General features: G+C 62.0%; 16 protein-coding genes. 5 read left to right on the forward strand and 11 right to left on the reverse strand.

What is annotated here, in order from left to right:
• The first annotated feature begins 51 nt into the window (after window positions 1–51).
• Genes BX591_RS17950 through BX591_RS17965 form a run of 4 tightly spaced genes read left to right on the forward strand, consistent with a single transcriptional unit; the run spans window position 52 to window position 5,239 of the window.
• Window positions 52–1,542 (forward strand): aldehyde dehydrogenase, encoded by a 1,491-nt coding sequence (locus BX591_RS17950; RefSeq protein ID WP_111932723.1) that lies wholly within the window; start codon window positions 52–54, stop codon window positions 1,540–1,542.
• A 44-nt stretch (window positions 1,543–1,586) separates the two neighbouring features.
• Window positions 1,587–2,552, forward strand: coding sequence for a VOC family protein (locus BX591_RS17955; RefSeq protein ID WP_111932724.1), 966 nt, complete (start codon window positions 1,587–1,589; stop codon window positions 2,550–2,552).
• Entirely contained in the window at window positions 2,545–3,810 is a 1,266-nt protein-coding gene (locus BX591_RS17960) for an NAD(P)/FAD-dependent oxidoreductase (RefSeq protein ID WP_111932725.1), read from the forward strand. Before BX591_RS17955 ends, BX591_RS17960 begins: the two co-directional genes overlap by 8 nt.
• A 25-nt stretch (window positions 3,811–3,835) precedes the next feature.
• The gene (locus tag BX591_RS17965; protein WP_111932726.1) at window positions 3,836–5,239 is read left to right on the forward strand and encodes an MFS transporter; all 1,404 of its coding nucleotides are present in this window, start codon (window positions 3,836–3,838) and stop codon (window positions 5,237–5,239) included.
• Between the two features lie 131 nt (window positions 5,240–5,370).
• On the opposite strand, the gene tssF is transcribed toward BX591_RS17965, so the two are convergent.
• The 10 genes from tssF to BX591_RS18015 all read right to left on the reverse strand — a co-directional run bounded on the left by tssF (window position 5,371) and on the right by BX591_RS18015 (window position 20,492).
• Entirely contained in the window at window positions 5,371–7,179 is a 1,809-nt protein-coding gene (gene tssF, locus BX591_RS17970) for a type VI secretion system baseplate subunit TssF (RefSeq protein ID WP_111932727.1), read from the reverse strand.
• Between the two features lie 160 nt (window positions 7,180–7,339).
• A complete protein-coding gene (locus BX591_RS17975; protein WP_111932728.1) occupies window positions 7,340–7,597 on the reverse strand; it encodes a PAAR domain-containing protein in 258 nt (85 codons plus the stop codon).
• Between the two features lie 9 nt (window positions 7,598–7,606).
• Window positions 7,607–8,938 carry a virulence factor gene (locus BX591_RS17980; protein WP_111932729.1) on the reverse strand — a complete coding sequence of 444 codons (1,332 nt, stop codon included), beginning with the start codon at window positions 8,936–8,938 and terminating at the stop codon, window positions 7,607–7,609.
• A gap of 195 nt (window positions 8,939–9,133) precedes the next feature.
• A complete protein-coding gene (locus BX591_RS17985; RefSeq protein ID WP_111932730.1) occupies window positions 9,134–10,606 on the reverse strand; it encodes a virulence factor in 1,473 nt (490 codons plus the stop codon).
• Entirely contained in the window at window positions 10,603–12,975 is a 2,373-nt protein-coding gene (locus tag BX591_RS17990; RefSeq protein WP_244147044.1) for a T6SS effector phospholipase Tle3 domain-containing protein, read from the reverse strand. Before BX591_RS17990 ends, BX591_RS17985 begins: the two co-directional genes overlap by 4 nt.
• A gap of 14 nt (window positions 12,976–12,989) precedes the next feature.
• The gene (locus BX591_RS17995) at window positions 12,990–15,755 is read right to left on the reverse strand and encodes a type VI secretion system Vgr family protein (RefSeq protein ID WP_244147045.1); all 2,766 of its coding nucleotides are present in this window, start codon (window positions 15,753–15,755) and stop codon (window positions 12,990–12,992) included.
• A gap of 394 nt (window positions 15,756–16,149) precedes the next feature.
• The gene (locus tag BX591_RS18000; RefSeq protein ID WP_111932731.1) at window positions 16,150–17,799 is read right to left on the reverse strand and encodes a J domain-containing protein; all 1,650 of its coding nucleotides are present in this window, start codon (window positions 17,797–17,799) and stop codon (window positions 16,150–16,152) included.
• 6 nt (window positions 17,800–17,805) lie between these two features.
• Window positions 17,806–19,515 carry an Hsp70 family protein gene (locus BX591_RS18005; protein ID WP_111932732.1) on the reverse strand — a complete coding sequence of 570 codons (1,710 nt, stop codon included), beginning with the start codon at window positions 19,513–19,515 and terminating at the stop codon, window positions 17,806–17,808.
• A 171-nt stretch (window positions 19,516–19,686) separates the two neighbouring features.
• A complete protein-coding gene (locus BX591_RS18010) occupies window positions 19,687–20,148 on the reverse strand; it encodes a GNAT family N-acetyltransferase (protein WP_111932733.1) in 462 nt (153 codons plus the stop codon).
• Between the two features lie 56 nt (window positions 20,149–20,204).
• Window positions 20,205–20,492, reverse strand: a complete 288-nt coding sequence (locus BX591_RS18015) for a hypothetical protein (RefSeq protein WP_111932734.1) — start codon at window positions 20,490–20,492, stop codon at window positions 20,205–20,207.
• Window positions 20,493–20,623: 131 nt separating this feature from the next.
• On the opposite strand from BX591_RS18015, the gene pdxR reads away from it, so the two are divergent.
• Window positions 20,624–22,096, forward strand: coding sequence for a MocR-like pyridoxine biosynthesis transcription factor PdxR (gene pdxR, locus BX591_RS18020; RefSeq protein WP_111932735.1), 1,473 nt, complete (start codon window positions 20,624–20,626; stop codon window positions 22,094–22,096).
• A 72-nt stretch (window positions 22,097–22,168) separates the two neighbouring features.
• On the opposite strand, the gene BX591_RS18025 is transcribed toward pdxR, so the two are convergent.
• The gene (locus tag BX591_RS18025; RefSeq protein WP_111932736.1) at window positions 22,169–23,272 is read right to left on the reverse strand and encodes an NAD(P)/FAD-dependent oxidoreductase; all 1,104 of its coding nucleotides are present in this window, start codon (window positions 23,270–23,272) and stop codon (window positions 22,169–22,171) included.
• Window positions 23,273–23,381: the final 109 nt, after the last annotated feature.

The following is a 23,381-nucleotide window of genomic DNA, read 5'->3' on the forward strand; positions in this document are numbered from 1 at the left end:
GCCTTAAAGCCATCAGCCTTTAGCAGAAGCAAGCAAACCGGAATGACCGACATGACTCACTTCGATACCAGCCTCGTGCCCAACGGCGATATTTTCATCGGCGGCGAATGGCGGCAAGGGCGTGGCAACCCGTACAAAAGCCTGTATCCGGCGGATCAGTCGGTCAACATGGAAATTTCGACGGCGAATGCCGACGACGCCCGCGACGCCATCGAAGCCGCCGACGTTGCATGGCGCAAAGCGGACTGGTCGGGATTGAAGCCGCATCAACGCGCGCTGATTCTGTACCGCATCGCCGATCTGATCATGGCGCGCCACGAAGCGCTCGCGCACTTGCAGCGTCGCGACAACGGCAAGCCGATCGGCGAAACGCGCGTGCTGGTGGCGAGCGCCGCCAACACGTTTCGCTATTTCGCGGCCTGCCTCGAAACGCTCGACGAAGAAGTCACGCCCTCGCGCGGCGATTATCTGACCATGAGTATTTACGAACCGATCGGCGTGATCGCGGCCATCGTGCCGTGGAATTCGCCGATTGCGTCCGACGCGCAGAAGCTGGCGCCCGCATTGGCGGGCGGAAATGCCGTCGTATTGAAGCCCGCCGAAGTGACGCCGTTGATCTCGCTGGCGTTGGCGCGCATCTGCGAAGAAGCGGGCGTGCCGAAGGGTGTTGTCAGCGTGGTGCCGGGCAAGGGCTCGGTGATCGGCGATGTGCTGGTGCGTCATCCGCTCGTGAAGAAAGTGTCGTTTACGGGTGGCACCGAAGTAGGTCGCGGCATTGCGCGTATCGCGGCGGACAAGCTGATGCCGGTGTCGTTGGAGCTGGGTGGCAAGTCGCCGACCATCGTGTTCGACGACGCCGATCTCGATCATGCGGTCAACGGCGTGCTGTACGGCATTTTCAGTTCGTCGGGCGAAGCGTGCATTGCCGGTTCGCGGCTGTTCGTGCAGCGCTCGATTTACGACGCGTTCATGAAGCGTCTCGCGGAAGGCGCGCGCAAGTTGCGCGTCGGCGATCCATCGCGCGCTGAAACGCAGATGGGTCCGCTGATTACGGCGGCGCATCGCGAAACCGTCGAGCGTTATGTCGCGCTGGGTCTCGAGGAGGGCGGCCGCCTGCTGTGCGGCGGCGAGCGTCCGGTCGGCGACGGCCGCGAACAGGGCACCTACTTTCAGCCGACGATTATCGAGGGGCTTACGAACGACGCGCGCATCTGCCAGGAAGAAATCTTCGGCCCGGTGCTGGTCGCCATGCCGTTCGACGATGAAGCCTCGCTGCTGAAAGACGCGAACCAGAGCGTGTTCGGTCTCGCCGCCGGTATCTGGACACGCGACTACAAGCGCGCTTACCGGATTGCCCGCGCGCTCGAAGCCGGCACCATCTGGATCAACACCTACAAGCTGTTCTCGATCTCGACGCCGTTCAGCGGCTGGAAGGAGAGCGGGATGGGTCGCGAGAAAGGCCGACTCGGCATCCGTGAATACATGCAGCAGAAGAGCCTTTACTGGGGCTTGAACGACGCGCCGCTGGCGTGGGCCAACTAAACAGACACGCGAACTAGACACGCAAGATACGCAAGAGGCACGTTATGACGATTCTCGGCATTGAACAGATTATTTACGGCGTGACGGATCTGGCCGCCTGCCGCCGCTTTTTCGCGGACTGGGGCTTGAAGGAAGTCGCGCACGACGAAACGCACGCGCGCTTCGAAACGCTGAACGGTTGCACGGTGCTCGCTGTGGACGCGAATGACCCATCGCTGCCGCCCGCTTTCGAAGCAGGCCCGACCTTGCGCGAAGTCACCTGGGGCGTCGCCACGAGAGCGGAACTGGACGCACTGCGCGGCCGTTTCGCAGGCCAGCCGGGCCACTTCGAAACCGACGACGCGGTCGGCTGTATCGATCCGAACGGGATGGCGATTCGCGTGGAAGTGACTCGCAAGCGCGCGCTCGACATTCATGGGTCGCCGTCGAACGTGTGGGGGCAAACCTTGCGCGTCGATCAACCGTCGACGATTTACGAGCGCGCCGAACCGGTCGAAGTGGGGCACGTGGTGTTCTTCACGAACCAGCTCGCCGAACAGGAAAAGTTCTACCAGGAACTGCTCGGCTTCGAAATGTCGGACCGCTATCCGGGCCGCGGCGCGTTCATGCGTTGCGCGCCGCACGGCGGCCACCACGACATTTTCCTGCTGGCGTTGCCGGGCGGTAAGCGCGGTCTGAATCACGTCGCCTTCACCGTGCGCGATATCCACGAAGTGTTCGGCGGCGGCATGCATATCAGCCGTTGCGGTTGGGACACGCAATTGGGTCCGGGGCGTCATCCGGTGTCGTCTGCGTACTTCTGGTACTTCCAGAATCCGGCTGGCGGCTTGATCGAGTATTACGCCGACGAAGACCAGCTCACGCCTGAATGGCAGCCGCGTGATTTCGAACCGGGTCCGACCGTGTTCGCCGAATGGGCGATCGACGGCGGTATCGACGGCAATACGCGCCGGCAAAAGAACGCGAAGGCGCCGGAAGGCAAGTTCATGACGGAGCGGAAAAATGACTGACGCTGCTGCAGCCAAAGCGCAAGCCGCGCACGCAGGACTCGAAGCGCCGCGCACGATCGTCGTGATAGGCGGCGGCCAGGCGGCCGGCTGGGTCGTCAAGACGCTGCGCAAGGAAGGCTTCGACGGCCGTCTCGTGATGATCGCCGACGAAGTGCATCTGCCGTACGAACGTCCGCCGCTGTCGAAAGCCGTGCTGGCCGGCGAAGCGGATATCGACACCGTGCGTCTCGTGAAGCCCGACGACTTCGACGCGTTGAACGTGGAAGCGTGGCAGCCGGATTGCGCGAGTTCGATCGATCGCGAACAGCGCGTGGTGCGCACGCAGTCGGGGCGCGAAGTGCAGTACGACCGTCTGGTGATCGCCACCGGCGGCGCGGCGCGCCGCTTGCCGGACGCGCTCGTCAAGACCTCGCACATTGCCTATCTGCGCACGCTCGACGAAGCCGTCGCGCTCGGCGAACGGCTGCGCGCCAGCCGGCGCGTGCTGGTGGTGGGCGGCGGCTGGATCGGCCTCGAAGTCGCGGCCACCGCGCGCAAGCTCGGCGTGGAGGCGTCGGTGGTCGAAGGCGCGCCGCGTCTGTGCGCGCGCTCGCTGCCGCCGCTGGTGTCCGGTTTCCTGCTCGACCTGCATCGCGCGAATGGCGTGGACGTGCGCCTGAATGCGTCGCTCGTAAAGCTGGACGATCATCCGAACGACGCTAACCGGATTCGCGCGACGTTCGCGGACGGCTCGACGCTGGACGCCGATTTTGCCGTCGCTGGCATCGGTCTGACGCCGCATACCGCGCTGGCTGAAGCGGCGGGTGTGAAGGTGGCAGACGGCATCGTGGTCGATCATTTCGGCGCGACCGACGACCCGCGCATTTTCGCGTGCGGCGACGTGGCGAATCATCCGAGCGCGTGGCTGAAGCGCCGCGTGCGGCTCGAATCGTGGGCCAACGCGCAGAACCAGGCGATCTCCGCGGCGAAAGCGCTGCTCGGCCACTTCGAACCCTACGCGGATATTCCGTGGTTCTGGTCCGATCAGTACGACGTCAATCTGCAAATTCTCGGCGACATTCCCGCCGATGCACAACTCGCCGTACGCGGCGATTTGCCGGGCAAACGCGCCACGTTGTTCCATCTGGAAGACGGCGCGATTCGCGGCGTGATCGCCATCAACACGCCGCGCGAACTGAAACTGTCGCGCAAATGGATGAACCAGGGCCGGACGATCGACCTCGCGACCCTGACCGACGCCTCGACGGCGCTTGCCTAACCACACCTACGGACGGCACCACGGCATGAGAACCATCGACAACACCATGGGGGACCGCAGCAGCGCCGGTGTCTCAGGCCCCGTGACCCGGGGCTCGATCATCGCGCGTCTGGAGCGTTTGCCCGGCAACGCGATGCAGGTACGCGCGCGCATTCTGATCGGCCTCGCGACGTTCTTCGACGGCTTCGACGTGATCGCCATCGCGGCCACCTTGCCGATCCTGATCGCGAAGTGGCATCTGACGCCCTGGGAGATCGGCTTTCTGATCGGCTCCGGTTCGGTCGGGCAACTGATCGGCGCGTTCGTGTTTCCGTGGTATGCCGAACGCAAAGGTCGCGTGAAGGCGATTGCGTTGAGTTCGGGGATTATCGGCGTTACCAGTATTGCGTGCGGTTTTGCGCCGACGTTTGCCGCCTTCCTGGTGCTGCGCGTGATTCAGGGTTTGGGGCTTGGCGGCGAACTGCCGGTGGCCGCGACTTACATCAACGAGATCAGCCGTGCGCATGGACGTGGCCGTTTCGTGCTGCTGTATGAAATCGTTTTTCCGGTGGGACTGCTGGCGTCGAATGCGTTGGGCGCGTGGATCGTGCCGCGCTTCGGCTGGCAGGTCATGTACTTTATCGGTGGCATGCCGTTGATTCTGTTCTTCGTGTTGCGCAAGCTCGTGCCGGAATCGCCGCGCTGGCTCGCAGAACGTGAACGGATGGCCGACGCCGACGCCGCCGTGCATGCGTTCGAACGTGCCGCGAAGGGGCCGTTGCCGCCGGTGACGCAGTCGGCTGAGTTCGAAGCGATGGTCAATCGTCACCCGAAGCGCCGCATGAGCGACCTGTTCGGTCCGGCGTATCTGAAGCGCACGCTTGCCGTGGCGATGCTGTGGGTGACCTGCGGCTTCATTCAGTACGGTCTGTCGACTTGGCTGCCGACGATTTATCGCACGGTTTATCACGCGCCGCTGCAACTGGCGCTGAACCTGGCGGTGGCGGCTTCTGTGCTGGGCGTAGTGGGGTCGCTGACGTGTGCGTTGCTGGTCGACAAGGTGGGCCGCAAGCCGATTATCAATCTGTCGTTCGTGGCCTGCGCGATTTCGTTGCTGCTGGCAGGCGTGTTCCACGATGCGTCGGTGTACGTGGTGGCGACGTGCTGTGCGTTCTCGCTCGGCTTCCTGGCTTGCGGTTTTATCACGGCGTATGTGTACACGCCGGAGTTGTATCCGACCAGTATCCGTGCAATGGGTTGCGGCGTTGGCGGCGCGTGGCTCAAGGTGGCGGCGATTTTCGCGCCGGCTATCGTGTCGAAGACGATGATCGGCGGTAACTTGCAGGTGGCGTTTTATATTCTCGCGGCGGTGCCTTTCGTCGCGGCGATTGCGGTGCATTTTCTGGGGATCGAGACCAAGGGGAAGGTGCTAGAGCAGTTGGAGGCTTGAGGTTTGGTCGTGTAATGAGTTTGGTGGGCGGTGATGTGTTGTACCGCAATGGTAGGAAGGCGAAGGGCGCACCGGGTGGTGCGCCCTTTGTTTTTGGGGTGATCCTCACTCGTGGTTCGACTACTTTCTGATCAGATCATCGGAATCTGCCCCGGTAGCTGACTACCGCGCGCCAGTTCAGCGCCGTTCTGTTGCGATATCAGGACCAGTTGTGCGAAGCTGTTTATCGGCGCGTATCGCACGAGTACGCTTTCGAGCACGCGCACGAAGGTGCTGATCGCATGGCCGGCGAAGGCGGCGTCGTCGATTGTGACCCGCACGCGGATACCCCGCACCATCATCGGCGACGGCTTCATCGGCATCCACTCCATGACGGATTCGCGCGCGAGCCCGACGATCCCTTCGATATGCCTGGCGGTGGCGGTTGAGGGCGAAGATACGTGCTGGGCGAGTAGTCCCTTCAGCGCGGGCAACCCGGACTGGTCGAGGCTCACGGGTCCGGCCGAGATCATCGAAAGCAGCTTCCACAGCCTTCCCCGGGTGACGGCAAGCGGCAGACTTGCGCCCGGACGTCGCAACATCATGATCGAGCCCGCCAGTGCCTTGTCACCATAGATCAGGTCACCAGCGGGATTGCCGAATGAGAGCGACGCCGGCAGATTGCCATTCGTGCACGTCAGCTCGGCATCGATCTGCTCCGCGGAAGGCTGCACCGGCTCACCGTCACGGTCTATCAGCGAAAGCAGCGTGCCCTGCCCGGCAGTGAAACGGCCGGGCCGCGTATCGCGTTCGGCCAGCCAGTAGAGGTTCCCGCCATGGGATAGGGACGGGTACGACTCGATGTGGGTGACCACGCTACCTTGGGTGGCGCGAACGGCATCGACCGAATAGACCGCTACCTCCAGCGCATTCAATGCCTGCGGCACAACCGGATAGAAAGACATCGGGGTGTCTTTCAGGGAGACGGGTTCGGCGGGCCGTCTGAACAGGTTGACGACCGGTGTGCAGAAGAGCCTGAAATTTGCGGCGGCAAGACAGTGCATGGCGCGCGCCGTGGCGCTGTCCCGATGAAGACCACTGACAGGCAAGTGCAGGCTCAACCGCTCGCACGGACCGGTCTTTCGTCGGAGTGCGGCGAAATCGATGTCGATGAAGTCGAACCGGTCTGGGAATGCGAAATACTCGAGAAGAAGCCGGAACGGGGACTGCCCGCCGTCCGCTCGTTCGATCAGTGCTTCATCGTTGCCGAAACCCGCCGCAGACAGCGGTACGGTGGGTAGTTCGATCCAGCGCCCGTTACCGTCGGCTTCGACAAAGGCGACCTTCGCGCGCTGCAGCAGTGTGTCGATTGTCGCGGCGACCGTAGTTCGCGGCCCTTCCACGAACACCCGGACCGTTTGCGGAATCGCCGTGCCTAGCTGCTGCCCAGGTGAGAGTGCGGCGAGGCTGAGCGTCATCACCCCGGTCGTGTTCTGCGACAACTGCACGTTGGCCGGCGCGGTCGCGTTCGGATCATAGCGCGCGTGCGAAATGCGCAAGGGCGCCAGCACCACCTGGTGCGCAGTGCGGAAACAGTACTCGCTGCCCCGCGCCTTGAGCTCAACGCCACGTCTGATCACAAAGGGCTCCGTCAGCTTCTCCAGCGCGCTGCTGCCCATGAACTGGGCGATCGAACAGGACGGAAACGGGCGCAGGTATTCGGGATAGAGGACTTCCAGTAACGCGCGGGCGAACTCCGGAACCTCGTCATTGATCCGGGCGTTACTCCTCGCATTGAGCAGAGCGGCCGACTGGATCATCCGTTCGACATGCAGATCTTCCGAGTGATCACCCGATATGGCGAGTCTCGCTGCTACCTTGGGAAAGTGCTGTGCAAATCTGCCGAGGGAGCCGCGCAGCAGCGCCAGCTCGTGTTCGTAGTCGGGTAACAGTTCGTCCATCGGGAATTGCGTCAGGGCGTGTCAGGGCGCATCGGGACACAGGAAAGCTGCATCTTGCGAACGTGGACGGCGCACCGTGACGACGTGCAACCCGATGATGAGCGGCACGCTAGCGCGGTGTCTGTGGGAACATCAATCAAGGTGGGCGGGAGCAGGGCGGTCACTCTCGCCCGGAAGACGGCAGGCTCGAGATCAGCGTCGCGCCGCATGATGTTTTATGACCTTCGAAAGCGCCCGGTTCGTTGTCCACGATGAAATCCGTATCGCCCTCGGCGATGACGCATTCTCCGTGGAGAGGACAGGTACAGCGATCGCCCTTGCGGGAAACCGCTCGCCCCATGACCTCGCTGTGGGCCGCCCCGGTTTCCACGCGACCGCCGTGGCTATGCGGATCGCCGACACGAATAATGCCTCGCATGGTTTGTCCTCAGTACGAATAGCCCTGCATGCCGTACTTCGTGTCGTAGCGGCGTCCCCACCACGGCAGATACGCATTGTCTTCACCACGCGCGCGGAACCAGTCCTGGTCCGGATCGATCGGGGTGAGCTTCGACGGCGGCAGGATCACGACTGCGGTCGGATGATTCGGGTCCGTGGTCCCCGCAACCAGCGCATTGCCGCCGAAGTGATTGATCCGGCCGATCGCGAGCGCAATGTCCGTGAGGGCTGTGCCCGCGCCCATGTCGCCGAGCAGTGCCGGCGTGTTGAAAGTCTGCTTCCCGTAGTCGAATTCCGGCAGCGTTTCGGTCAGTGTCTGCGAGAGCGATCCGAGGCGCGTCGATGCGGCTTCGCCGCCCTTGCCCGCGTCGTGCACGACGAACTGGAGGCTCGCGGGATCGATGTTCGCGTTGTTGGCGGCCTGGGCGATCGTGGCCTTCCACGCCTGCACGGCGCGGGTCGTGCCGGTCTTCGCTTCGTAGTCGCTTACATTGCCTGTCGCGGCGCGGCCGATCCAGGCGAGCGGCTCACGCTCGGTCTTCAGGTCAGGGCCTGCCAGAAACAGCAGGGTGAGGTTTTCGTTTATCTGCTGGTCTTTGGGCGGGAAGCTCGGCGCGTCCCAGTTCATCACCCACACGCTTTCTTGCGGGTGTGATTGCAGGTAGTCGAGCGCCGCGTTCAGCGACGTGAAGCCGGCGTTGGCGCCACCAACGTGCACGCGAACGTCAGGTGGCGTGTCTTTGCTCCAAAGATCCGTGAAATTCGGGTTACCGATGTTGAATTCAGACGCGATCTCCTTTGCCAGATAAGGTCCAGCGTTGCCTGGGGTCAATCTATTGGGAATTGCCAGTTCGACATGAATGCCAGCCAACTCTCGCCAATGTTTCTTTCTGGATGATTGAACGGTGTAAAAGTAACGCTGATTCATCACATATTTTGTGCCAAACAGAACAAGTAATTTATCTATGTATTTTTCATAGAATCCTTGGAATGTCTCCCGCCCATCGCTGCCATTCGCAATTCCTGCAACGGGCTGGATCGTCGTAAAGCTCTTCGGATCTGTTCTCACCATGTCGTCGTTCTTGTTTGGCTTGACAAGGCCCATCGTCCAAAGCAATTGCCATTCAGTCGGATAATCCCGCCGCTGCAACGGATTCATCCATTCGAGACCCACGACTTGCGCCAAAAACGGTTTTGCAGATGCGGTGGCAACTGCAGACGTTGTCCCACTGATTTCCGCTGCCTGTGCTTTCGTGAACATCAGCATGGCAATGCCCGCAAGCAAAAGTAATGCGCCCGATCGTTTGATGCTTTCTCTCATGCTCTAGCCGTCCATGTCATTCTGATACTGGTGTGCTCTGATGAGCGTCATCGCTGCGTGTCCCGGTCACGTCGAAATCAACGATTTCATACGACGCACCCAACACGACGCTCATTCTGTGGAGAGAGCAGGTAGGTACAACGGTCACCCTTTCGGGAGATCGCTCGCCGCGCCATGACCTCGTTGTGTGCCGCCTCAGTACGAATAGCCCTGCATGCCGTACTTCGTGTCGTAGCGGCGTCCCCACCACGGCAGGTATGCGTTGTCTTCACCGCGCGCGCGGAACCAGTCCTGGTCCGGATCGATCGGGGTGAGCTTCGACGGCGGCAGGATCACGATTGCGGTCGGATGGTTCGGGTCTGTGGTGCCTGCAACCAGCGCATTGCCGCCGAAGTGATTGATCCGCCCGATCGCGAGCGCAATGTCCGTGAGGGCCGTGCCCGCGCCCATGTCGCCGAGTAGTGCCGGCGTGTTGAACGTCTGCTTCCCGTAGTCGAATTCCGGCAGCGTTTCGGTCAGTGTCTGCGAGAGCGATCCGAGGCGCGTCGATGCGGCTTCGCCGCCCTTGCCCGCGTCGTGCACGACGAACTGCAAGCTCGCGGGATCGACATTCGCATTCTGGGCCGCCTGGGCAATCGTGCTCTTCCAGGCTTGCACAGCGCGGGTCGTGCCCGCCTTCGCTTCGTAGTCGCTCACAGTGCCTGTCGCGGCGCGGCCGATCCAGGCGAGCGGCTCACGCTCGGTCTTCAGGTCAGGGCCTGCTAGAAACAGTAGGGTGAGGTTTTCGTTTATCTGCTGGTCTTTGGGCGGGAAGCTCGGCGCGTCCCAGTTCATCACCCACACGCTTTCTTGCGGGTGTGATTGCAGGTAGTCGAGCGCCGCGTTCAGCGATGTGAAGCCGGCGTTGGCGCTACCAACGTGCACGCGAACGTCAGCGGGCAGATCCTTGCTCCACAGATCTTTCGCGGATTGATTGCCGATTTCAAAAAAATCTTTTATTTGATATTCCAAATAACCTTGCGCTTCCTTGGGGCTAAGACGAGCAGGAATCGCTAATTCGACACGGATACCCGCTAGCTCCCTCCAGTGACGACGATTCTCGGGCTGAACCGTATAGAAATAGTGGCCATTCATCACGTATTTTGTGGCAAATAGGACCAGAAGAATTTCAATGTATTTTTCATAAAAACCATCAAAACTCTCTCTACCGTCGTTGCCATTTGCAATTCCTGCAACCGGTTGGATCGTTGTAAAACTCTTTGGATCTGTTCTCACCATATCGTCGTTCTTGTTCGGCTTGACAAGGCCCATGGTCCACAACAATTGCCATTCGGTCGGATAATCCCGACGCTGCAACGGATTCATCCATTCGAGACCTACGACCTGCGCCAGGAAAGGTTTTGCAGACGCCACAGGAACTGTGTACGTCGTTGCGCTCGCTTCCGCCGCCTGCGCGGCCGACACCGACCATGCTGTTGTGAACGCCAGCATGGCAATGCCTGTCAGCAACGGTAATGCGACCAGTCGTTTCATGCTTTCTCTCATACTCCAGACATCCATGTCATTCCGATAGTAATGTGCGCTGATAAGCGCCACACTTGTTACCAGGAGGACGGTGACAAACGTTACCGTCAATCGTCTCGGCCAGGTCGAAATCAAAAATCTCATACGACCTCCCCGACAACCAGAATCTTGCCGCCTTCGCGCTTATCGTCGATTTCCGATGGGAACTTTGCATCGCTGTCATTTTTAATCCAGTCTTGCAAGAACTGGGTTTTCATTTTTCCCTTCAAGAAATATTCAAAATAAATTCTATTTGGATTGTCTTTATCTAGCCCGCTCCCAAATCGCCAGTCCGCCTCGATTCTGAAATCGTTCATCTCCTTTTCCGTTAACCTACAAATGCCGATCGCAACATCGTAGGCGAGCGCTTTTTCGGCGTGCATGTCGTTCGTCATGATCGTCGAATGATTCGTCGGGTTATTGATCGCAGCATCCAGAAGATGCGTAATCTCTTTATCCCGCCACGCCTTGTAGCCCTCCGGCATCTGCGCATTGGGACCCGCTTCACCGACCACCACCCCGTCCTTAACCCAATCAGGATTGTTGTCATGCCGCGCTTCCATCCGCGCGATCGCGTGATCTTCATAGCGTTGCCCTGCTTCGGAATCAACATCACCCTGCGGCTTCATCTGATCCTGCAAGATCGCGTCTTTAGTACTCGGCTGGAAGCTGTCGTAAGGATCGTCCTTGTTGCCGGACTTGTCCTTGTTACGGTACGAGGCGGCCGGGTCGTTTTCCTCATTGAAGTCACTGGTCGCCGTTCCATCCTGCACGTGAACAACATTGTTGAAGCGCATCGCCTGCGGCGTGAACGGCTCAGGCAAGGCCGGCGCATCACAGACCACGTACCAGTTCTTCGGCGGCTCGCCATTCGCACGCGCGAGTCCAAGACCGGACGTCGCCATCGTGACGACGTAGAGCACGGGCGCCGACGCAACGGCCAGGATTTTCGCGACCCAATGTTCGTTCGCACGCAGGTTCTTGACCAGATTGAACCGGGTGGGCGGCGATGTCGGATAGAAGAACAGCGTCGTCGAGCCCTTGGTGAAGCGCCAGTCATCCTGCCAGGTACGATAGACCCCCGGCGTGGGCGTGCTCGGGATCGATGCCGGTGCTGAGGCGCCGGACTCGCCGACCTTGAAGCCGCTCGCGAACACCCGCTGCGTGAACAGACTGGCGCCTTTGACCTTGGCGACTTCGTCCGGATGGAGGCCGCGCCAGCCCATGCCCTGCAACGGCGCAGCGGAGATCACCTGGTCGTGCGGGCACGAATACAGCGTCACGCGGCCATAGGTGTGATTCTGTACACCGTAGCTCTGGCGATCGGCGTCCGGGTCATATAACGGTTTGCCGTCCGGTCCGGGATTTTGGTTGCCCATCGTCATCCGGAAATCGAGCGGATCGCGCTGGTCTTCCCGATCCTTGCCCTGCGCGATCAGAGCAAGGAATTTCTTCAGCGTGTCCGCTCGCGCCGTGCTTCCCACACGACCACGGTTACCGTACGAGTCCTTGTCCATGCGGTCCGTCCACACCTCCATCGCCGGCGAGTTGTCGCCCGGAATAGTGCCCAGCACGCTGTACGGTGGGTTCGCGAGCACATAGGTATCGGCCACGCACCGTACACCCGCATCCTTCGATAACCGGTCGCCGAGGAAGGCGGCGGCGAGGCCCACCATGTTTCCCTGACTATGGCAGACCACCGTAACGGGCACGTCCGGCTGGGCCTTGCGGATCGACTCGATGAGCTTGGCCAGGCGGAGCGCGGCCATCACGTTGTAGGAGCGGGGCGGTGTTTCGAAGATCGGCCGGTTGGTCGGATTGACGCCCTGGATGTTGAGGAAACCAAAGATGCGCGGATCGACGCCCAGGTTCCACAGGTCGGGCAGACTGCCGCATCCGTTCGCGAACGGACCGCCGCCCCAGTAGTCCTGCTCGTTCAGGAAGATCTTGTCGCCGTAGCGTTTGAGTTCGTCCTTGTTCGCCTTATAACCCCAGCGGAAGTGAATCACCGGAGAAAAGGTGTCGCTGGTCGGCTGAAGATAGTTGCCGGACCACATCTGCGGATTGATGAAACCATCCGCCGTGAGACTTCCTGTGTACTGCATCGGCGCCATCTGGCCCGCCGCCTTGCCGGAGTAGAACAGGTGCTCCTCCATCCGGCCGAGTCTTCGGTTCAGGCCCTTGCACAGCCCTTCCTCGGTAGCCTTGAACCATTCGCCCTCCGAATTCACTCCATGCACGAAGATCACGACGCTTGGCAATGGCATCTGCAACACGCACAGGAGTTTCGCCTGGCTGAGTAGCGTCACGCCGTCGCTGCTCGCGACCCGATAGCGATTTGATTCACTATCGCTCGCGCTTGCTGACGACGCGGCAGGCGTGCGCGGGTCGAGCGCGCCCGCGTCGTTGTCCGCTGCCGGCGCAGTCTGGTCGCTTCCCGGTGTGCCGGGTGTCGTGGCGGTGGCGTCCGTCATACCGATTTTCCCGATCAGGTTTTATTTTTAAAGAATTGCACAGCGAGCTTTTCGAACTGGTTGCCCTGGATCGGCGCGAGTTCACCCGTTGCGCTGGATTGCCCTTTCACGCGTTCGCCCGATGCTTTCGTGATTTCCGCCTCGATGCCCTGGACGCCCTGTCCGTCGGTCGGACGCACCAGCGTCGGCACACGTCCGAGTGACCCCTGGTCAAACGTCGGCATATCGCTGCTCATGCTGGCTGGACCGGCCCACTTATGTCCCGCCGCCTTAATGGTGAACAAACCGGGGCAGCCTAGTTCGACATTCGTGCCGTGAAGTTTCAGGTAGGCGCCGCCCGATGTGGTGAACGTAATCTGCTCGCTGGCCATCCCCACGATCTTGCCGTCGGCGGCCGTGAAATGGATGTTCTTCGCCGAGTCGATCTGAGTGTCGTCGGCCTGGCTCTGGACCAGCACCTTGCCCTGGTTCGCGATAGCCGATACGCCGTCGCTTTGTGCGAACATCGCGATGCCCTGTCCGGCCTGAAGGCTGATCCGCTGGCCGCTCGCAACCTGTACGTTCTGTTGCGCGACCTGATCGATGTTCTCACCGGCATACGTGACATGCGTCTTCGGCGTGAGGTTGACCGACCCCGCCTGTGCACCGAGCGCCATCAGCGCCTGCGATGCGTCCGAGCCGGATTTGCCGCCCGCCTGCCATTCCTTGAAGGCGTCGGCAACGGCGGTTTGCCCGGTCGCGTCGGTCGCCTGCCCGCCATGCTGACCGGCGTAGTCGCCCAGGGACTTGAACAGTTCAGTACACTCGCCGAGCAACTGCACGAGTTCCTGCCGGTCGAGCTGAGTGCCGCTCGCCTGGGCGCGCGCATAGGTCGTGAGCAGAATGCCTTGTGCGGCGCGTAGCGATGCGGCGGCGTCCGTGCGCAGTTCCGCACCCTCACCACGATTCGCGCCTTGCCCGTTGTCACGGGGTTGCGTGAGAAAACCCAGGTTCAATTCGGACGAAGCATGCTCACTGGCTAGCTGGGCACTGATCTGGGACGGCGTGTCGTCCAGCCGGAGCTGGTTGTACCGCTCGCCATTGATTTCGCGTGACCTCAGTCCGGAAAGGTAGCGGTTGCCCGGCAACGAGCCCGTGCGGCTGAAGCTCGCCGGCATGTTGTCGCCGTTGCTGAAAACACCTGCCACGTACATCCGGTCGGGGTCGCCGTTCGCAAAGTCCAGCAGCACCTCCATGCCTGCACGAGGGACCATGTGCGCCCCGAAGTTGTCGCCCGCCCAACTGGACAGCACCCGCACCGACGCGCTGTCCGCTGGCGTGCCATTGGTGCCTGCGCCGCCGGCGTGGTCGTGGTCTGCGGGGTCAAGCCCCTGGATCTGCACGTTGATGCGTGCGAACGGGTCGCAATGCACCTGGTCGCCCTGAACCGCGGTCACCGTGCCGGTGATCGGATACACCTTCGGCAGGTGGATGCGCGGATCGTAGGTGGGTGTGAGCGGCGTGCCTTGAGGCACACCGCTGAAGGTGTTTTCATAGCGACTCTGCGATGAGCCGTCGAAACGGGTTGGGCGCTCGCGTGTGTCGACCGAGGCCGGTGCGGTCACCGGCTGCCAGCGGCTCGCCGCAAACAGCGCCTGCGCGCGTTCGTTCAGGTCCTTCGGCAGATTGTTTTCGCCGGTGTGATGCAGCGTCGTGACGACAATGCGACGCTGCTGCTCCGGTAACTGGTCGAGTTCCGGATGGCCGGACACTGTGATCCAGTAGCCGATCGCAAGATCGCGCACGCCGCTCGTCCCGTCGACACGTACCGCGCGTGCACCGTGGGACATCAGGCGCGCGATGCCGATGCGGTCGTAGTCACCCCATGAATCGGCCATATGCGGGGAGTCGATCCGTGAGTCCGACAGCAGGCCGGCGAGATCGTTGCCGGCGCTTCCCTGGTCGACGCGCGTGGGTGCCTGGACCTGATCGACGCGACTGGGCTTGAGGTCCCAACTCACGCGCCGGATCGAACCGGAAACAATCTGCCGCCCCATCGACAGTTGGGTGATCGCGTCACGTGTGCCGATCGCCGGATCGGCATGATAGGTAACCGTTCCGGCGCTCGCCTGCGTGAGTTTGATCGCGTTGTCGAACAGCACCAGTGTGTGAAACGGTTGCGTTGAGACGTTGGCACCTTGTGTCCCACCGGCACGAATAAACCAGGTAATGCCATCGCGACGGCAAAGACGGCGGATAAAGTCAGCGTCCGATTCGTCAAACTGAAGTGTCTGCTCGCGAGCCGGATATTTTGATATATCCAGATTGGATATATCGACGTCGAACGTACTAGCAAGCGTCACGCTTTTGCGCCGCCATTCGCGCGCAAGCGTCTGAATAATATCGATGACGTTTTTGGTGCGGAAAATGCGCGTATTGGTACGACGCTCCATTATCGATAATGCGTCGCGGATAACCAGTTGATAAGTCGCAATCGACCCATCCCCTTCGCCCTCATAGGCATCCGTGACGATTGCACAAATCGAGTGGAGAGCGCCTTGGTCCGTGACAAGCTGCACCGTGACGGGCTGGCCGAGGAATGTCTCCAGAGGCGCGCCGATGCTGGTCGAGATGCAGGAGAGGCGGCCCTCGATGCCATCGCACAGTTCCTCCCGGATATCGAGACGCTGGATCAGCAACAGACCCGCGAGTTTCTGCGAACTCCGCCAGAACAGACGGAATGGCCGATTATCCTGCGAGGGCAGGGCGCCGCTAAATACGCGTTGAAGAACGGATCTCACGATCAGATTCCCGGATCATGACTGAATAGTCATGCGAAGTAAATAAGGTAGAGGCCGCTGATTAGAAAAACGTGGTCACTTATATTCGGAAGGAAGCGGCCGCAAATTATCAGGCAGCCATGACGCTGTCAAATGCCTGCAAACAAATTTGACGATTCGGGATTTATTTTCTTAATTTTGGGATTAGCAAATCGTGTCGAGACTGGCACGTCTCAGGTCTGTGACATTTGCGCGCGCGAAGCGGTTATCGTCGGGCCTAGTATCCCGATACTTTGATTCGTGTTTTTGTCGACTCGGGTGGTGTGATGTCGATTAGCCTCTCTCCAGGGGATCGAGGCACCAGTTTCTCCGACGCGGACAGCGAAGCCGCGTAGCAACCTGCCACCGTGCCCGGCTATTCCTGCCGACTCCCACCCGACCCCCGTCGCCGCCTCACACCCTCGATGATCCAGATACTCATCAACCCCGCGCCCACACAAGCAACGATGTCCGGTTTCACCACCGCCAGCACCATCCAGCACATATTCACATAACCGCGAAAAAACGCCGGCACCGCCGCACGTATTTCATTCCAGCGAGTCGCCTCCAGCACGCCTCCCGCCGCCGACATCACCGCAAAGAGCGCCCACGCGAACTGTTGCGAGCGCTCATCACGCTGCAACAGCAGTACGATCAACGCGACGAAGCCCGCAAACCAGATCGGCAGATAAGCCCACGACAAACGCGGCCGGCGCGCGAGCCAATCGCGCCACTCGGCTTGCGCGAACGAGAGGAAGAACGCGAACAGCACGCCATGGGCGAACGGCATCGGCCATGCACGCGGGTCGGTAGCGATCCAGTGGCCCACGAAGCCGAACGCACTGGCGTTGGCAACAGCCAGAATCGCCAACCGCTTGATTGACGGCCAGCCGTGGATCAGCGCCGCCCAGATTGTGCAGACGCCGAGCGTGATCATCGCAATCGAGGTCAAACGGCCATTGCCGTCTTCGCACAGCGCTGCGGCGGTGGTGCCTAGCCACACGGGAATCCAGCCATAACGCAGCCAGCCGACGGAACGCAACGCGCGCAACCGCTGTTGCTGCGGTTCCGAAAGAAGCACACTTGTCGCGGCGAGCGTGACCAGCGCGAGCATCAGCGTCGATAGAAGAATGGCGAGTTGCGGCGGCGCCCATTGACCTAACCATCGGTCGCTTGCGGGATTCAGCGACGCGGTGGCGAACAGCACGCCGCACCACGCATTCAGCGCGAGCGCCGGACCCAGCAGACGGCCCACGCCGATGCGGAATTTCAGGCAGCGGCCCCAGAACTCGACCTTCTCGCGATCCAGCCGCAGACGCACCACGCTCGGATGGTAGCGGCCCAGCGCGGTCAACAACTGCTCCATCTCCGTGCGCATGCCGGCACGCAGCAACGCTCTCGCGCCAATTGCGATGGATGGCGACGGCGCTTCGAGTAGCGCCATCGCGTTCGTGAAGCGCAAACGCAGCGCGTTGTAGTCCTCGTCGGCGAATACGCGGTCTAGCGCGAGATTCGCAATCGGTGCATTGCGACGGCGCAGATGCGCGGTGTGGTCCCGCCATCCGAGCACGGCGTTCAGATTCATGCGCAGTTCGGCCGGCGTGTCCTCGTTCAGACAGTGACACAGCGCTTGCCATTCGAGTTCTTCGCGCGTCGGAATGTTGACGATGGAGCCGAACAGCACCTCCAATGAACGGCGCGACGCGAGTTGATCGGGTTGCGCGACGAAATCCTGCCAGAGTTGCACCGCGCTTTCGAACGCATCGGGTTCGCGGACGGTTTGCATCTCGGGCGACGGCGTCGACATCGTCGACGCGGTCGCCGGTTTGGCTGCAAACGCCTTACCGCTCACCATCTGCAACGCCGACTCATACGCGTACCGCAGACGTTGAAACGCGTCGGCATCCTCATCCGGCCGCTGCCGCTTCAGCAGCTTCGCGTACGCACGGCGCACCACGCGTTCGTCGGCATTCGAATCGATGCCGAGCACGTCCCACGGCCAGGCGTTGTCAGAACTCGTAGTCATGGCCGATCAGTAAGTCACATGCACGTCGAAGCGATCCAGCAGCGCGCTCAGGTCGCTGCGCGCAAGGGCGATTTCATCGGCATGTTGCCGTTCGATCAACGCCTGAAAACGCGCGATATGCGCGGCCAGAACCTGCCGATGGTCGCCGAGCGTTTCTTCATAGACACGATCGGCGCGCGTCAACAGCGTGCGGTTCTCGAGTTGATCGCGCGGATGAATTTTCAGCGCGCTCAGCGCGGCCAGCCGCTCGCGAATTTCCGCCGACGTCATCACGCCGGGGTTTTCTTCAATCACCATCGCGCGCTTTTCGCCGCCGGGAAACGCGGTGGCTTCCACTTCCAGCACGCCATTCACGTCGTAGGTAAAGCGCACATCCGCGCCCGCTTCGCCTGCCGCCTGTAGCGGCACATCGAGCGTAAATTCGCCGAGCGGTACGTTGTCCGTGGTCAGGCGCGCTTCACCTTGAAACACTTTGATGCTGAGCTTCTGCTGACGGTCGCGCACCGTGAAAATCCGCTGCATGCGGCTCACCGGCACGATCGTATTGCGCTCGATGATCGGCAGAAAATGCCCCGGCACGAGCTGATTCGGCGCGAGCTGAATGGCGGTATCGATGCCGAGGCTATACGGCGCGACATCGGTCAGCACCATCTCGTCGAGCCCTGCGTCGCGTGTGACGAGACCTGCCTGCACGGCCGCGCCGAGCGCCACGACTTCGTCGGGATTCAGATGTCCGGCGGGTAGGCGCCCGAACATCTTCGAGACCAGCTTGCGCACCATCGGCATGCGCGACGCACCGCCGACCAGGATGATTTCGTCGAGCGCGTCGACGGCGATCTTCGAATCGCGCAACGCACGTTCAACCGGCTTGCGCAGCCGTTGCAACAGGTGCTCGCAGGCACGCTCGGCGGCGGCCGTGTCGAGTTCGAGCGTGGCGTCGCGGTCGTCGATCGCGAGTTTGAGCGTGACGCTGGCGGCACCGTGCTGCGTGAGCTGCCGTTTGGCGCGCTCGGCTTGCTGATGCAGACGTTGCGCGGCGATCGGCGAGAGGGCATTGAGTTTCAGGCTATTGCGCTGGCAGAACAGCTCGACCAGCGCCTCGGTGAAGTCCTCGCCGCCCAGAAAGTTGTCGCCGGTGCTGGCGCGCACTTCCATCACGCCTTCGAAGAAGTCGAGCACCGAGACGTCGAACGTGCCGCCGCCCAGATCGAAGATCAGGAATTTGCGTTCGCTGTCGCGCTGATGCACGCCATACGCGAGCGACGCCGCAGTCGGTTCGTTGACGAGACGCCGGACCTTGAGCCCGGCCAGTTCGCCGGCAATGCGCGTGGCTTTGCGTTGCGCGTCGCTGAAATAGGCGGGCACGGCGATCACCGCGTCGTTGACCGTTTCGCCGAGGAACGCTTCGGCATCCGCTTTCAGCGCCTTGAGCACCAGCGAGGACAGTTCCTCGGGACGCAAGGTTTGCGTGTCGAGCGGCACGCTGCGGTTCGTGCCCATGTAGCGCTTGAAGTTCGCGGCGGTACGCTCGGGATGCGTATGCAAACGGTCATGGGCGGCGCGGCCGATCAGGATCGAACCGTCGTCATCGATCGAAACGCACGAAGGCGTGAGCGTCTCACCCAATGCATTCGGGATGAGCATAGCCTCGTTGTCGCGCCAGACCGCCGCGAGACTATGCGTGGTTCCAAGATCGATGCCGATGATCGAAGGCATGGTCAGTTTCCGATTCCGTTTCGCGCCCCTCCATGAGGAGATCGCCCAGGTTGCCGCGGATCAACCGCGCGGGAGCTGCGAGTAGCTCCGTCCAATGGCGATAACGGCAAGCCAGCCGTAAAACTTGAGCGACGAGGTCAGTGGGCGGGCGGGAATCGGAAATCTGCGGCGTTATAACGCCTTGCGATACACCACGAAGCCCGAGCGATCCGCGAGCTGATCGTAGAGTTTCATCGCGGTCTGGTTGGTTTCGTGGGTTTGCCAGTAGACGCGTTCCAGCCCGTCCGCCCTGGCTCGCGCGACCACCCCTTCGATCAGCGCGCGGCCCACGCCCTTGCCGCGCTCGGTGTCGAGCGTATAGAGATCTTGCAGGTAGCAGATGGGCGCCGACATCGTCGTATGACGGTGATACAGAAAATGCACGATGCCGAGCAACTGGCCGCTGCGTTCGGCGACCATGGCATGCATCGGCTCGTAGGCGTCGAAGAAACGTGCCCACGTAAGGCGCGTGATGTCGCGCGACAGGGCCGTTTCGCCCGAGCGGCCGTAGAACGCGTTGTAGGCGTCCCAGAGCGGCAGCCAGGCGTCGAAGTCGGCGGGTGTGGCGGGACGGATCTGGATCGGGTCGGACATGAGTGTGAGTTCCTTGTGAGTGGGTGACGTCTTTTGGGTAAGCCGCCGAAACGATGTCAGGGTTGAGTCGAACAGGCGTAGAGCGCCGCGCTGAGCGCCTGCTCGCGTTCATCACGGCTGGCCGCTCGCGCACCGTGCGCGATGACTCCCGACGCAGCCGCATTCGCTGCGTCGCCGTGCTGCGAGAGACGTTCGTGCAGGCAGGCGTCCAGATTCGCGCGCGCGGTCGTGGCCGGATCGAGCGCGGCATAGATGCATGCAGCGCAAGCCAGCGCCACGCAGCACGTTGCCGAGGCGCCGTAGCTGACCCGTACGGCGGTGGTTTCTCGTGTCTGCGTATTCATCGTCGTGGTCCCGTCCCTTGGCGCGGAGGTGTCGAGGCGTACAGCGCGGCGGCAGCGCCCGAACCGTCAGCATAAGAAATTTGTGGCACCATTGTTAGCTCCACAATGACAACAAAATTTGGAGCCACGATTTGGACTACGGTCTGCTGATGTCGAACGTCGAGCGAACGCTGGGCGGGCGCAAGCTCACGCAACAGGACCTGCTTTACGAAAGCCTGCGCCGCGCGATTCTCGACGGCGCGATTCGCCACGGCAGCCGTCTGCTCGCCAGCCGTGCGCTCGCCGAGCAATTGGGCATTGCGCGCAACTCGGTGCTGTACGCGTACGAGCGGCTAACTGAAGAAGGCTTTATCGCCGCGAGCCGGCACGGTTCGATCGTCAGCATGGTGAGCGGTGCGGATAGTGCCGCTTCCAAGGCTGTGGGACGGCTGCAGTCGTCCGGCGGCGGGCTGTCGCAGCGCGTCACGGACCTGCCGCGCGAGCGCACCAGTCCCGACGACCCCACGCCGTTTCGTCCTGGCGTGCCCGCACTCGACGAATTCCCGCTCGCGCAATGGCGCGCGTCGATGGAGCGCGCATGGCGTGCCGTCGCGCCCGACGAACTGGGATACGGCAACAACTCGGGCCACCCCGCGCTGCGTCGCTCGATTGCCGAATATGTGCGCGTGTCGCGCGGCGTGCGCTGTTCCGCCGAGCAGGTGTTCATCACGGCGGGCACGCAGGCGAGCCTCGATCTCTGCGCGTGCATGTTCGCTGATGCCGGCGACAGCGTGTGGGTCGAGGACCCGGGTTACCACGGCGCGAAGGCGGCGTTTCAGGCCGCTGGTTTGCAGTTGGTGCCGATCCCGGTCGACGCCGCCGGGATGGCGCCGACACCCGCCGACTGGCAGGAGACGCCGCCGCGCTTGCTGTATCTCACGCCGTCCCACCAGTATCCGCTCGGCAGCGTGCTGAGCCTGGAGCGGCGCTGGTCGATCATCGACCATGCCGTGGCGCGCGGCGCGTGGATCATCGAGGATGACTACGACAGCGAGCTGCGTCACAGCGGCCCGCCGCTCCCGTCGATTCAAGGACTCGTCGAGCACGCGCCGGTGATCTATCTCGGCACCTTCAGCAAGACGATGTTTCCGGCGCTGCGCATGGGCTTCATGGTCGTGCCCGCGCATCTCGTGACGCAGGTCGACGAGACGCTCAGCGAGATCGCGCGGCAAGGGCGCGTGGCCGAACAGATCGCGTTGGCCGATTTCATCGATAGCGGGAAGTACGCTCGGCATTTGCGGCGTATGCGGCGTCTTTATCAGCAACGCCGCAGTGCGCTGGTGACGGCGATCGAGCGGCACATGGGCGATCTGGTGACGGTGTCGTCCGACGGCGGCGGTATGCATCTGACGGTGCGACTCGACGCGCCGCTACGCGATCAGGACGTGAGCGCCGCAACGCGCGAGCACGGATTGCATATTGCTGCGTTGAGCGCGTTCTGCCAGCATCCGGAGCGGGACGCCGGGCACTACAACGGCTTCATGCTCGGCTACGCCGGCGTGAAACCGCAGGAGGTGGATGCGCTGGTGGCGCGACTCGCTACGGTGGTGCGCGGCTTGTTGTGACGGCACGGCAGGTTTGTCGCATCGTCCCAGTGAGTTTCGTGACGCAGAACGCCGCTCGAGCCGCTCAAGCGCTCAGGCCGCTTCGGCTCTAAGCCAGCGCGCGAACATCGCGTCGTCGTCGGTATCCAGCGCCTGGGCGACGCGCCGGCCTATCGCCGCGCCGAATTTATAACCGTGCCCCGAGCACGCGGACACCACCAGCGTGTTGCCGATCCGCTTCGAAAAGAAGCGGCTGTCGGCCGTGAAGGTGTACATGCAGGTTTTGACTTCGGCAACCGTGTAGTCGCCAATGCGGCCGAACGGCGGCGCGAACAGCCGGCGCACACTGTTGCCTTCGCCGTGCGCCGCGACGCGGTCGGCATCCGGGTCGAGCGCGTGGACCTTGTGAAGGGCCGCGCCAAACTTCAGACCAATGCCGTCGAGCGGCGGCAGGGCATAACCTCCACTCGATCCGCCTATGTCGACGATCGCCGGCGCATTCGCCCACGCGTCTTCGAGATCCGCGGGCGGCTCCATGTACGCAACCACGTTGCGGAACGTCATCAAGGTTTCGGCCAGCGCGGGGAACAGTTGCAGCGTCCATGCGCCCGCGGTGATCACGAGGCGGTCGGCGCGCACGATGCTGTCGTCGTCGATCCGCACGCAAGCGGTGTGCGGATCGACCGAGAGCACTTTCGTGTGGGTACGGATGTCGGCGCCGCGCATCTTGAGCCACGCTTTCATGTCGCGCGCAATGCGCTCACTGAAGAGCGCCCCGCCGTCCTGATCGAGGTACGCATAGCGAAACGTGGCGGGGTCGAGAAAAGGGTAGCGCTGCGCCGCATCTTGCGGGTCGAGTTGCTCGTACTCGAATTGCATACGGTCGAGGCCGGCGCGATAGTGTTCGGCGTCGTCGCCGGCGAATTGCGAAATGCCCAGCACGCCGCAATTCGCATAGTGAGAAACGCCGAGATCGTTCCACAGCAAATCCCAACTATCGAATGCCTCGGCCATGGTGCGCGCATAACCGTCGGCGTTGCCGTAGGCGCGGCGAATCATGCGGGTCCGGTCGCCCGAGGCGGCCAGTGGATTCGGAATCGAGCCTTGCTCGATCAATGTGATGTCGTGTCCCAGTTTCGCGAGCGACCACGCCGTGCTCAACCCGGCAATACCCGCTCCTACGATTGTCACCCGCATGCCCACTCCCCCGAGTCGATGGTTCCGGCACAGAGTCTAGCAGCGGAAAAAAAATAATCGGTAAGGGTTCGTGCGGATCGGCCTGCGAATGCCCTGACCGACACGACGC

The organism is Paraburkholderia bryophila, assembly GCF_003269035.1.
Lineage (GTDB): Bacteria > Pseudomonadota > Gammaproteobacteria > Burkholderiales > Burkholderiaceae > Paraburkholderia > Paraburkholderia bryophila.

What these genes read in the sequence shown, in the direction of transcription:
- tssF (WP_111932727.1), bottom strand. Translation starts at nt 7,179, where the DNA reads ATGGACGAACTGTTACCCGACTACGAACACGAGCTGGCGCTGCTGCGC.
- BX591_RS18000 (WP_111932731.1), bottom strand. Translation starts at nt 17,799, where the DNA reads ATGACTACGAGTTCTGACAACGCCTGGCCGTGGGACGTGCTCGGCATC.
- BX591_RS17950 (WP_111932723.1), top strand. Translation starts at nt 52, where the DNA reads ATGACTCACTTCGATACCAGCCTCGTGCCCAACGGCGATATTTTCATC.
- BX591_RS17985 (WP_111932730.1), bottom strand. Translation starts at nt 10,606, where the DNA reads ATGAGATTTTTGATTTCGACCTGGCCGAGACGATTGACGGTAACGTTT.
- BX591_RS17980 (WP_111932729.1), bottom strand. Translation starts at nt 8,938, where the DNA reads ATGAGAGAAAGCATCAAACGATCGGGCGCATTACTTTTGCTTGCGGGC.
- BX591_RS18005 (WP_111932732.1), bottom strand. Translation starts at nt 19,515, where the DNA reads ATGCCTTCGATCATCGGCATCGATCTTGGAACCACGCATAGTCTCGCG.
- BX591_RS18025 (WP_111932736.1), bottom strand. Translation starts at nt 23,272, where the DNA reads ATGCGGGTGACAATCGTAGGAGCGGGTATTGCCGGGTTGAGCACGGCG.
- BX591_RS18010 (WP_111932733.1), bottom strand. Translation starts at nt 20,148, where the DNA reads ATGTCCGACCCGATCCAGATCCGTCCCGCCACACCCGCCGACTTCGAC.
- BX591_RS17960 (WP_111932725.1), top strand. Translation starts at nt 2,545, where the DNA reads ATGACTGACGCTGCTGCAGCCAAAGCGCAAGCCGCGCACGCAGGACTC.
- BX591_RS17965 (WP_111932726.1), top strand. Translation starts at nt 3,836, where the DNA reads ATGAGAACCATCGACAACACCATGGGGGACCGCAGCAGCGCCGGTGTC.
- BX591_RS18015 (WP_111932734.1), bottom strand. Translation starts at nt 20,492, where the DNA reads ATGAATACGCAGACACGAGAAACCACCGCCGTACGGGTCAGCTACGGC.
- BX591_RS17990 (WP_244147044.1), bottom strand. Translation starts at nt 12,975, where the DNA reads ATGACGGACGCCACCGCCACGACACCCGGCACACCGGGAAGCGACCAG.
- BX591_RS17975 (WP_111932728.1), bottom strand. Translation starts at nt 7,597, where the DNA reads ATGCGAGGCATTATTCGTGTCGGCGATCCGCATAGCCACGGCGGTCGC.
- BX591_RS17955 (WP_111932724.1), top strand. Translation starts at nt 1,587, where the DNA reads ATGACGATTCTCGGCATTGAACAGATTATTTACGGCGTGACGGATCTG.